General features: G+C 63.6%; 9 protein-coding genes and 1 tRNA gene. All 10 read left to right on the forward strand.

Going from position 1 to position 11,699, the window contains the following annotated elements; translation table 11 throughout:
• Positions 1-77: 77 nt before the first annotated feature.
• Positions 78-1,313, forward strand: coding sequence for a transcription termination factor NusA (nusA, locus tag K1X11_RS00130; protein WP_221029164.1), 1,236 nt, complete (start codon positions 78-80; stop codon positions 1,311-1,313).
• 57 nt (positions 1,314-1,370) lie between these two features.
• Positions 1,371-3,941 (forward strand): translation initiation factor IF-2, encoded by a 2,571-nt coding sequence (gene infB, locus K1X11_RS00135; RefSeq protein WP_221029163.1) that lies wholly within the window; start codon positions 1,371-1,373, stop codon positions 3,939-3,941.
• Between the two features lie 72 nt (positions 3,942-4,013).
• Positions 4,014-4,388, forward strand: coding sequence for a 30S ribosome-binding factor RbfA (rbfA, locus tag K1X11_RS00140; protein WP_221029162.1), 375 nt, complete (start codon positions 4,014-4,016; stop codon positions 4,386-4,388).
• Positions 4,385-5,404, forward strand: coding sequence for a DHH family phosphoesterase (locus K1X11_RS00145; RefSeq protein ID WP_221029161.1), 1,020 nt, complete (start codon positions 4,385-4,387; stop codon positions 5,402-5,404). Before rbfA ends, K1X11_RS00145 begins: the two co-directional genes overlap by 4 nt.
• A gap of 17 nt (positions 5,405-5,421) precedes the next feature.
• Positions 5,422-6,147, forward strand: a complete 726-nt coding sequence (gene truB / locus K1X11_RS00150; protein WP_221029160.1) for a tRNA pseudouridine(55) synthase TruB — start codon at positions 5,422-5,424, stop codon at positions 6,145-6,147.
• Positions 6,144-7,112: a riboflavin biosynthesis protein RibF gene (gene ribF, locus K1X11_RS00155; RefSeq protein ID WP_324726048.1), complete on the forward strand. Its 969-nt coding sequence runs from the start codon at positions 6,144-6,146 to the stop codon at positions 7,110-7,112. The genes truB and ribF overlap by 4 nt, the downstream gene beginning before the upstream one ends.
• A gap of 62 nt (positions 7,113-7,174) precedes the next feature.
• Positions 7,175-7,251, forward strand: a tRNA-Val gene (locus K1X11_RS00160).
• Between the two features lie 134 nt (positions 7,252-7,385).
• Positions 7,386-7,622: a GIY-YIG nuclease family protein gene (locus tag K1X11_RS23405; protein WP_225919251.1), complete on the forward strand. Its 237-nt coding sequence runs from the start codon at positions 7,386-7,388 to the stop codon at positions 7,620-7,622.
• Between the two features lie 68 nt (positions 7,623-7,690).
• Positions 7,691-9,349 carry a DNA repair protein RecN gene (locus K1X11_RS00165; RefSeq protein WP_221029158.1) on the forward strand — a complete coding sequence of 553 codons (1,659 nt, stop codon included), beginning with the start codon at positions 7,691-7,693 and terminating at the stop codon, positions 9,347-9,349.
• An 81-nt stretch (positions 9,350-9,430) separates the two neighbouring features.
• A complete protein-coding gene (locus K1X11_RS00170) occupies positions 9,431-11,698 on the forward strand; it encodes an alpha/beta fold hydrolase (protein WP_221029157.1) in 2,268 nt (755 codons plus the stop codon).
• Position 11,699: the final 1 nt, after the last annotated feature.

An 11,699-nucleotide genomic window follows, 5' to 3' on the forward strand; every position in this document is an offset into this window, starting at 1 on the left:
CATTTCAGTTCACTTCCTCTGAAGGTGGGCCTCTGGCCCGCTTTTTTTTTCCACCTTTCCGTCAATCTAACCCACTTATGAGCAGCGAAATTCTATCCGTCCTCGAATACATGGAGAAGGAGAAGGGCATCGAGCGCGCCGACATGATCGGTGCGATCGTGAATGCCATCAAAACTGCTGCCCAAAAGGGCGTGAATTCCGGACAGGAACTGAAGATCGAAATCGACCCGAAGAATGGCCAGCTGCACGCGTGGTCGATCCTCAAGGTGGTCGACTCGGTGAGCGATCCGAAGCTCGAAATCCATATCGAGAAAGCCACCGCGATCCAACCTGGTATCCAGCTCGGCGAGTTCATCGAGAAGGAAATCGATCCGTCTTACCTCGGCCGCATCGCGGCGCAGACCGCCCGTCAGGCGATCATGCAGAAGCTGCGTCAGTTCGAGAAGGATCGTATCTACGACGACTTCAAAGACATGGTCGGCAATATCGTCACTGGCACGGTGCGTCGTCGTGAGCGCAACGACATCTACGTCGATCTCGGCAAGGCCGAGGCGCTGCTGATGGGCCGCGAGCAGGTCCCGGGCGAAGAATACCAACCGGGTGACCGCATCCGTTGTTTGTTGGCCGCCATCGAAAGCACCCCGCGTGGTCCGGAGCTCATGCTCACCCGCGCCAGCCCCCGTTTCGTGCGTCGTCTGTTCGAACTCGAAGTCACCGAGATCGCGGACGGCACCGTGGCGATTGAAGCCTTTGCCCGCGAGCCGGGCTACCGCACCAAGATGGCGGTGATCTCCAACGATCCCAAGGTCGACCCGGTCGGAGCCTGCGTGGGTGCCCGTGGTGCCCGCGTGAAGTCGATCGTGCGCGAGCTCAACGGCGAGAAGGTGGACATCATCAACTATTTCGCCGACCCCGAGCAGATGATCATGGAGGCGCTCAAGCCGGCCGTGCCGCGCGAGATCCGTCTCGACGAACGCAATCGTCGCATCCTGCTGCGCGTCGCCAATGACGACCTCGCCATTGCGATCGGTCGCAAGGGCCAGAATGCCCGTCTCACTTCCCGCCTCATTGGTTGGAAGATCGATATCGAGGAATACAAGGAAGAGACCGTCGACGTGCAGGACGAAGCGACCAAGCGCCTCGCCTCCTCCCTCGATGTTCCTTACGAACTGGCCACCCGTTTGGTCACGGCCGGTTTTGTTTCGTTGGAAATTTTCGAAGGCGTCGAAGCCGACGACTTGGAAGGGCAGGGGTTCTCTTCCGAAGAAGCCGCGTTCATTCTCTCCAAAGTGTCGGCCGCCCAAAACGGCTAAGCTTCGACCAATTTTTAGTCAGTCCGCACCGCCAAGTTTGATTTATATTACTGCCTGATGAGCATCCGCATTCACGAACTCGCCAAGAAGATCGGCATGGAGAACAAGGACCTCTTGTCCTTGCTCAAAGAGCGCAATTACGAGGTTAAGAGCGTTTCCAGCACGATCGACAATATCTCGGCAGAGGCGCTCGTGGAGGAGTTTGCCAGTCAGGCCGAGTCCGCCGAAAAGCCGGCCCCGGAACTCGACCAGCCGGTCGCCGAAAAGGCGCCGCCTGCTCCGGTCAAGGAAGTCGTCGATGCGCCGGCCCAACCGCCGCAGGTGAAGCTGCCGCCCGGTGTTTTTGTGAAGTCGGCCGACGACGTCGAACGCGAGAAGGCCGAGAAGGCCGAGCAAGCCCGCCGCGAGGCCGAAGCACAGGCCGCCGCGGCCCGTGCCGCCGCCGCTCCGCCGCCGCCGCCCGCCCCGGCTGCTCCGCCGCCGCCCCCCCCGGCGCCCACGGGTTCCTCGCCGCGCCCGGTCACCATTCCGCAGGCTCCGGCTGGTCGTGCGCCCACCCCGCCACCCCCGCCGCCCGCGGGTCGTGCGCCGACTCCGCCCCCGCCGCCGCCGGCCGCGGGTCGTGCTCCCATGCCGCCGCCGGCCGCTCGTCCTTCATCTCCCGCTCCTGTGCCACCTCCGGCTTCCCGTCCTCCTTCCACTCCGGTGCCTCCGCCGCCGGTATCCCGCCCCGGAGCCGCTCCGGTGCCGCCGCCGCGTCCGCCCGCCAAGGGCCCGGTGGTGCCGCCGCCTGCCACCGCCGCCAAGCCCGCCGCCGAAGAGGATGGCGAGCTGCGCACCGTGCAGGTCAAGCCGCCGATCATCGTGCGGGAGTTTGCCCAATTGCTGGGACTCAAGCCTTTCAAGCTCATTTCCGAGCTGATGGAGCAGGGCGTGTTCGCTTCGATGAATCAGACCATCGACGAGCCCGTCGCCATCGAACTGGCCGCGAAGCACAATGTCATCCTCGAGGTGAAGCACCGTGGTGAGGGCCAGGTCCAAAACCAGGCGCCGACCGAGAAGGACATCAAGAAGCAGAAGGAAAAGGCTGCCGAAGAAGAGGAGCGCAACCTTGAGGAGCGTCCCCCGGTGGTCTGCATCCTTGGCCACGTCGACCATGGTAAGACGTCCCTGCTCGACACCATTCGCAAAGCCAACGTCGTGAAGGGTGAAGCCGGTGGCATCACCCAGCACATCGGTGCGTATCAGGTTACTCGTGACAACGGGAAGATCACCTTCCTCGACACCCCCGGTCACGCGGCCTTCAACAAGATGCGCGCCCGTGGTGCCCAGGTCACCGACATCGCCATTCTGGTGGTGGCGGCCGACGACGGTTTCAAACCGCAGACCGATGAGGCGCTGAAGTTCATCAAGGACGCTGGCGTTTCACTGATCGTCGCCGTCAACAAGATGGACGTGAAGGGCGCCAACATCGATCAGGTCAAAACCCAGATGCAGCAGCGTGACATCGCCTCGGAAGACTGGGGTGGTGAGACCATCACGGTGCCGGTTTCGGCCATCAAGGGCGACGGTATCGACGAGCTGCTGGAGATGATCCAACTGCAGGCCGAAGTGCTTGAACTCAAAGCCAACCCCAAGGCCAAGGCCTCTGGCGTGGTGATCGAATCTCAGCTCGATGTGGGTCGCGGTCCGCTCGCGACGGTCATCGTGCAGCGCGGCACCCTCAAGGTCGGCGACGCCATCGTTTGCGGCAAGGAGTGGGCCAAGGTCCGCGCCATGTTTGACGACCAAGGCAAGAACCTGAAGGAAGCCGGACCGGCCACGCCGGTGCGAGTGATCGGGTGGTCGGGCACCCCGGACAGCGGATCGACCTTCAAGACGGTCAAAAATCCGCGTGAGGCGGAAGCGATGGCCGAAGAGGTTGCCGATGAGCTCAAGAAAAAGGCCGCCACCAAGGCCTCCGAGCCGAAGGAAGTTTCCGTCGAAGCGCTCTTCGCCAACATCGCCGCCACCCAGGCCAAGACGCTCAAGCTCGTCATCAAGAGCGACGTTTATGGCTCGGCCGAAGCCGTGCGCGGGATGCTGGAAGGCATCAAGAGCGACAAGGTTTCCGTTGAGATCGTGGCCAACGAAGTGGGCCTCGTGACCAAGACCGATGTGCAGCGCGCCAGCGCCGCCGGCGCGACGATTCTCGCCTTCAACACCAAGTTGGAGAACGGGGTCACGCCGCAGGCCAAGCACCACGGTGTGCGCGTCGAGAGCTACAACATCATCTACGAACTCGTGGATGCCGCGCGCGACATGATGGCCGACCTGCTCGACCCCGAGCTCAAGGAGGTCAAACTCGGCGCCGCCGAAGTCCGCGAGGTCTTCCCGCTGGCCAAGGGCTTTGTCGCCGGCTGTCTCGTCACCGAAGGCAAGATCATCCGCAATGCCTCCGCTCGGCTGCGCCGCGGCAAGGAAACCGTGCACGAAGGCAAGGTCCAGACGCTCAAACGCTTCAAAGACGACGCCAACGAGATCCGTGCCGGCCTCGAGTGCGGTATCAAGCTCGACGACTTCAATGGCTACGAGAAGGGCGATGTGATCGAGACCTTCGAGATCCAGAAAGTGCGCGCGTCGCTCTAAGCGGCTCGTTTCTTCCTCAACCCGGGCGCCGCGCTCTTCCGACCGGCGCCCCCATCGCGAACTCACCACCAGATGTCCAACCGCACCATTCGCATCGCCGAGCTCGTGCAGCGTGAATTGGGCTCGTATTTGCACACCAAATACAAGCAGGAAGCCGTGGCGATCACGGTGGCCGATGTCGAAGTCGCGCCGGATCTCAAGACCGGTAAGATCTACTTCTCCATTCTCGGGGATGAAGCGACCGTGGATGAGCGTTTTCGCTGGCTCCTGCGCAAGCGGGCCGAGTTGCGCAAGGTGTTGGCCCAGCGAATCAAGATCAAGTTTGCTCCGGATTGGGTGTTTCTAATCGATCAGGCGGTCGAACGCGGCAACCGCGTGCTCGATCTGCTCGATGATCTGGCGCGAGAGGAGAAGGCCAAGCAAAGCGAGGAGGACGGCGACGCGTGACCGACGACGGGCCGAATTACCCCAAGTTGCACGACGGGTTTCGCGCCCTGTTGCAGGAAACGGATCAGCGGCCGGTGGCAGTCGTGGGCCATGCCCGGCCGGATGGGGATTGTATCGGTTCGCAAGTGGCCCTCGCTCGCATCCTGCGCGCGATGGGACGAGAGGTGATCTGCGTGAACTCCGATACGGTGCCACGCCGGCTGGAATTTGTAGCTCACGGTGAACGATTTGTGAACGTCGAAGGCCTGCCGGCGGAGTCCGCGCATGTCGCTATCTTCGTGGATTGTGCCGACCACGAACGTCCGGGACCCCGCCTGATGGCGCGCTTCCCGACGGTGCTCGGCAACATCGATCACCACGTTTCGAACCAAGGTTACGCGGAACACAATTGTGTGGATCCGCGGGCGGCCGCGACCTGCGAGATCCTCGCCGGCCTGTTTCTCGACTTCAACCTGCCGATCGATGCGCAGACGGCGCAGGCGCTCTACGCCGGCATCCTGACCGACACCGGGCAGTTTCGATTCGCGTCGACGACGCACCGCACCTTCAAGTTCGCGGCCGAACTCATGGCCTGCGGAGCCGATCCGGTGCAGGCGGGGTTCGAGCTCTACGAGCGCGAGCCGCTCGGCAAAATGAAGCTCCTGCAGCGTTTCCTCGCCTCACTCGAGCTGCATGCCGGTGGCCGGATTTGTGTCGGCACCTTGGTCCGCGGCGTATTCGAGGAGACTGGGACCAACCACGAGGACACCGAAGGGTTGGTCGACTATGCGCGCGCGATCGATGGTGTTGAAATCGGTTGCCTCATCGAGGAGCGCGAAGACGGCGCCAAGGCGAGTCTGCGTTCCAAGGATCCGGTCTACCGGGTCGATCGTATCGCGGCCTTGTTCAACGGCGGCGGGCACGCCTGTGCGGCGGGCCTGAACGTCAAAGGGGTGGCGATGCCGGAGTTTCGCCGCCAGCTGGCCACCGCGCTCGTTGCGCGGCTGGATGAAGTGCAGGCGGGCGAGGGGATTTAACCCGAAAACAGTCAAAGATGCTCGGACCCAAAAAGGAATTCGAGGGCGTCCTCCTGGTGGACAAGCCCACTGATCACACGTCGCACGACGTCGTTGCCCGACTGCGCGGGAAGTTCAAGATGAAGCGCATCGGCCACGCCGGCACGCTCGACCCGTCCGCGACCGGCCTGCTGGTCATGCTAGTCGGCAAGGCGACCCGCGTCTCGCAATACATGATGAGCGTGGAAAAGGAATACACCGGCACGGTGGTGCTCGGTGCGGTCACCAATACGCAGGATGCCGACGGCGAGGTGCTGGAGACGCGCCCGGTGCCGGAGCTGAGCGAGGCCGACATCCTCGCCGCGATGAAAACCTTCAAGGGCGACCAATACCAGATTCCGCCCATGTTCTCGGCCATCAAGATCGACGGCAAACCGCTCTACAAGTCGGCCCGCAAAGGTGAGGAAGTGGAGCGCGAGCCGCGCTTCATTCGCGTCATGCAATACGATTTGAAGCGCTGGGAATCGCCGGAGTTGGACTTCCTGGTGCGCTCCAGCAAAGGCACCTACGTGCGCACGTTGGCGCACGACCTCGGCCAGAAGCTGGGCTGCGGCGGTCACCTCAAAAACCTGCGTCGCACGGCGGCCGGTGACCTCAATGTCGCCAATGCGCTGCCGCTCGAAGAGATTCTGGAAATGCCCTTGCTCGACCTCGAAAAGCGCCTGTTGCCGGTGCACGAAGTCGCGCCGCGAATCGCGTTGTGAAACTGCCCGCCCACATCGCCGGTTTAGATGAGGCCCGCGACCTGCCGGCGCGGCCCCTGCACTTGGCGATTGGCATGTTTGACGGGGTGCACCTCGGCCATCGCGCGGTGGTGGAGGCGGCGGTGGCTTCGGCCCGCAATACGCGTGGATTGGCGGCGGCGCTCACGTTTGATCCGCACCCGAGCCGACTGCTGCGACCGGACGCGCCGGTGTGCCTACTGCAGCCTGCCGGGATCCGTTCGCGGCGACTGCTGGCGGCGGGTTTGGATGTGGTCATCGCTCAGCCCTTCACGCCGGAGTTCGCGGCGGTATCGGCCGAGGACTTTTTGCCCAATCTGCTGAAGGCCCTGCCGGAGCTCCGCACCATTTACGTGGGCGAGAATTGGCGCTTCGGACGCGGACGCGTCGGCGACGTGGCCATGCTTAATGCGGAAGCCCGCAAGAACGGCCTGCGCGTGTTTAGCGCGCCGCGCGTGAACTTCGACGGCGAGCCCATCAGCAGCACGCGCATCCGCGTGGCGCTGCGCGAAGGGCGGCTCGACACGGTGAACGCGCTCCTCGGCTACACCTATTGCACCGACGGCGTGGTGAAAGGCGGTCAACAGCTGGGCCGCACCATCGGATTCCCGACGCTCAACGTGCCGTGGGCGCCGGAATGCGCGCCGCGACTGGGCGTGTATGCCGTGCGGATCCGACGCGCGGTGCGGACGTCGGACGACACGGCCTCTTGGGAAGGCGTGGCCAACTATGGCGTGCGCCCGACGGTGGCCGACGGTGAAACCACGCCGCTGCTGGAGGTGCATGCGTTTGAGACGCCGCCCTTTGATGCGGGGGATCACATCGAAGTGGAGTGGTGCGCGTTCCTGCGCGACGAGCGACGTTTTGATGGCATCGAGGCCTTAAGGCGGCAGATCGATCAGGACGCGGCGGCGGCGCGAAGGTTTTTCGCCGAGCAGGCCGGATAAGTTGAAAATTTTCCTTGCGCAGGGGAGGGCGCATTATGCTTACTCGCCGGCTCCTGATTTTTGGACCCTTAGCTCAGTTGGTTAGAGCGCTTCCTTGACATGGAAGAGGTCACAGATTCGAGTTCTGTAGGGTCCACCATCCTTCGTCCGGCGAAGCCGGCACTTCGGATGGCAAAGCCATCTGAAGGCGACGAAGGATGCCCGCCGAAGTGCTGCGGAGCAGGACGTAGGAGGGCTGAAACTAAAACGTAACCAGTCGTGCACTACGTCTACATGATCGTTTCAGAAAGTCATCCGCGGGAACGATATGTCGGTCTGACGAACGATCTCAAATGCCGACTGAAACGTCACAACGAAGGAGCCTCTTTGCATACGGCCAAGTTCAAGCCGTGGCGGCTGGTGGCTTACACGGCGTTTGAAGACGAGACCACAGCGCGAAACTGGGAACGGTATCTTAAAACCGGCTCAGGAAGAGCATTCGCCGCGCGCAGATTCTGGCCCCGAGCTTAAGCAAGCAGGAGGAGGTTGCTAAACCGTCTTGAAGTTGGACGGGTCTCTGCGCTGATTGGTCGCGCTCTATGCTGCAGACGCTCACCATTCGCAATCTTGCCCTGCTTGAAGAGGTTTCACTCGAGTTCGACGAGGGCTTTACCGTGGTCACGGGCGAGACCGGCGCGGGCAAAAGCATCCTGCTGGGCGCGTTGAGTCTGCTCGCCGGCGAACGGGTCGAAAAAACCATCATTCGCCAGGGCGCGGAGGCATGTGAGGTGGAGGCGGCGTTGTGGTTTGCCGAGCCGGGGCGCATCGATGCGGTGCTGACGGCGTTGGATCTGCCGACATGCGAAGACGGGGTGCTGTTGCTCAAGCGCAGCTTGTCGCGCAGCCGCGCGCCGAAGATCAGCGTGAACGGCAGCATGACGACGCTGGGCAATCTGCAGCAGTTGGGGGAGGCCTGGATCGATTTTCATGGTCCGAGCGAACCGCGCCGACTGTTGAAGACGCAGTGCCAGCTCGAGCTGCTCGATCTCTATGCGCAATGTGGTGGTGCACTGTCGACGTATCAGGAAAGTTATGACGGCTGGCGAGCCTTGCGCAGCGAGCGTGATCGTTTGGCCAAGCAGGACCGGTTGTCGCCGGATCAGATCGAGTTCATGGGCGCGCAGCTCAAACGCCTGGACAAGTTGGAGCTCACCGCCGAAGCCATCGACACCTTGGAGCGGGATTACATGCGGGTGAGCCGGGCGCAAGAGCTGACCGAATTGGCGCAGAGTCTGGAACTGGGGCTGAGCGGCGAAGAGGGGATCGCACCGCAGTTGGCGCCGCTGCTGCGTGCCGCCCGGGAGTTGGCCGAGATCGATGAAAGTGCCGGGCCTTTGGCTGATCGTCTGCAGGCGGTGGCGATTGAGTTGGCGGATCTGGCCGGTGAATACGCGAGCTTGGGCGGGCAGTTTTCCTTCGAGCCGGATGAGGTGGAATCGCTGCACACGCGGATGAATGCGTGGCTGGAGGTGAAGCGGAAATACGGGGACCTCGACGCGGTGATTGAGGCACGGGAGGCACTGCGTAAACAGCTCGACAGCCAGGGCGACATTGAGGGCGCGCTGGCCAAGCTCGATGGTCGGATCCAGACGGCGGAGAAGACGGCCAGGGCCGCGGCGGCGAAGTTGCGCGAAGCGCGCACCAAGGCGGCGGCCAAGCTCTCGAAAGTGGCTGCGAAATCGATCGCGCAGCTCGGCTTCAAGAAGTCGGAGTTTCGTATCGAAGTTTCCGCTACAGGGGAACTTGGTCCGACCGGTGACGCGGCGGTGGAGTTTTTGTTTTCGCCCAATGTGGGCGAGGCGGCGCTGCCGCTCAATCGCATCGCTTCCAGCGGTGAGTTGGCGCGCGTGATGTTGGCGTTGAAGACGGTGTTGGCCGACCTCGATGCGGTGCCGGTGTTGGTCTTCGATGAAGTCGACGCGAACGTGGGTGGGGAGATTGGCCGCGTGGTGGGCGAGCAGATGGCGGGCATCGGCGCGAACCATCAGGTCTTGTGCGTGACGCACCTGCCGCAGGTGGCGGCGCAGGGCCGGGCGCATTTGGTGGTGGAGAAGGATCAGTCGAAGGAGCGCGTGAGTGTTTCGATCACGCCGATCGATGGCGATCGCGCCGGGCGGATCGACGAACTCGCGCGCATGTTGGGTGACCGTAAAGCAGCCAGTGCCCGCGCCCATGCGGAAGAGCTGTTGGGGAACTGAGCCGAGCGGGGCGCTCTGACCGTCCGGTGGAACGGTGGTTGCGTGCGGCGGGGAGGGAGCGCTGGGCTCGGGGCTTACCCCATGACCCCACTGGCGCGTTTTTGGTCCCGCACGGGACCTTGGCTGGCCGCGTTTTGCGTATGCCTGGCCGCGACTCAGGTGTCGGCCGACGAAACGTCGCGCCGGGCGCACCTGCAGTGGATGCACACGGCGCTCCACGACGTGCCGACGTGGACGGCGTGGCAGGAACGCACGGGAGAGTTGCCGCCGGACTTTGCGGAGTTGCCGAGCAGTGAGTTTTTGCCGGACCCGTTGGTAACGTTGGCAGGGGACGAGGTGACGGATGTGGCCGAGTGGAGGGAGCGGCGAGCGGAGATTTTGGCGGAATTTCAGCGGGTGTTTTGGGGGCAGCTGCCAACGAAGCCGGCGATCGAAGCGGTGGAGGCGCTGGATGAACGCGAGGAGGAGGGTTACCGCGTGCGCACGGTGCGGCTGCGGTTTGGTCCGGAGGGGCGAGGCAACCTGCGGGTGCGGATCACGGTGCCGGAGGGAACGGGACCTTTTCCAGCGGTGCTCACCACGTCGCTGGATGGGTGGAGTCATCACGTGGTGCCGCGGGGTTACGCCAATATCGGTTTCGCCGGGAATGATTTCACGGATGACACGGCGAACCTCGGGGATCTGTATCCGGACTACGATTTTGCGGCGCTGCCGCGGCGAGCTTGGGCGGTGCAGTTGGTGATGGATTATGTGCTGAGTCAGCCGGACATCGATGGCGCGCGCGTGGCGATCTACGGGTATTCGCGTGACGGCAAGATGGCGACGATTGCGGCGGCTTTGGATGAACGCATCGCGGCATTGATCGCGGGCAGCACAGGTGTGGGTGGGGTGCTGCCGTGGCGGTTGGCGGGCGAGTTCGGCATGGGCGAAGGCATCGAATCGACCACGATGATGTTCCCACACTGGTTTCATCCACGCATGCGGTTCTTCGTGGGCCACGAGGATCGGTTGCCGGTCGATGCGAATCTGTTGGTGGCGGCGATTGCGCCGCGGGCGTGTTTGCTGCAATACGGCTTGAACGACGAAGTGTCCAACGGGTGGGCGTTGGAGCGGACCTATGAGTCGGCCTTGCGCGCTTACGGGCTGTTCGGGGCGGAGGAGCGGCTTGGTTTGCTGCGCGAACCGGGCTTTCACGGATCGATCGACCCGCAGCGGTGTTTGGATTGGCTGGATCGGCAATTTGGTCGGTCGGAGGCGGAGACGGCTTGGGACTACCGGCAGATGTTTGCGTGGGATTATGCGGCGTGGGCGCAGGCGCGATCGGCGGACGCTGAATACCACGGCGACACGGTCCGCGAGGCGGTGCGTTGGGTGTTGGGCGAAGCGCCACCGCAGCCGCCCACGCCGGTGCCGCTGTGGATGCGGGGGCCGCGTCCGCCGGCGCCGGGACCGACGAACGGTGAAGGGCATGGGCCGGGGCAATTGGCCCCGGATGTGCCGGCCTGGGTGATCGGTCGCGGCATTCAGGAGTTTGGTTGGGTAGATGAAGACAACGCGCAGGTGGAGTCGGTGCGGCTACGATTTGGGAATGGGTTGCAGGGGGATTTGTTTTGGCCGCGCGGTGCGCCGGAAGGCGAACGGTTGCCGACGGTGATTTGGCTGCACGGCTACAGTTATCCGTTGGGTTACATGTGGGTGTATCGGCGCGATCTGCATCCGGTGCTGGCACTGGTGCAGGCCGGGTATGCGGTGCTGGCGTTTGACCAGAGTGGGTTTGGTTCGCGGCAGGCGGAGGCGGGTGAGTTTTACGAACGTTATCCGCAATGGTCGTGGTTGGGGCGGATGGTGGAAGATGTGCGCGCGGCGGTGGACGTGCTGTCGGAGCAGGAGCGGGTCGACCCGCAGCGTATCGGCGTGCTCGGCTACAGCGTGGGGGGATTGGTGGGGCTGCATGCGGGAGCGCTCGACGAGCGGGTGGCGGCAGTGGTGTCGGTGGGCGGATTTACACCTTGGCGAACGAGCGACGGAGACGTGCTGCGGCAGCTCAGTGAATGGCACAGCTTGGTGCCGCGCTTGGGGCGGTATGCGGAGTCGCCGGCGCAGGTGCCCTACGATGGGGAGGAGCTCATCGCGATCACGGCGCCGCGACCGGTGCTGGTGGTGCAGCCGAGCATGGGGCGCGGGGCGGATCCCGTGGCCGTGCGACAGGCGGTGGATCGGGCGCGGGTCGCGTATGCGGAGGCGGGCGCGGGGGAGGCGCTCACGCTGCAGGAGCCGGAGGAGTATCAACGCTTCACGGCGGCGATGCAGGAAGAAGTCATCCGCTGGCTGAACGCGCAGCTGCGCTGAA

This window comes from Actomonas aquatica (assembly GCF_019679435.2).
Classification (GTDB): domain Bacteria; phylum Verrucomicrobiota; class Verrucomicrobiia; order Opitutales; family Opitutaceae; genus Actomonas; species Actomonas aquatica.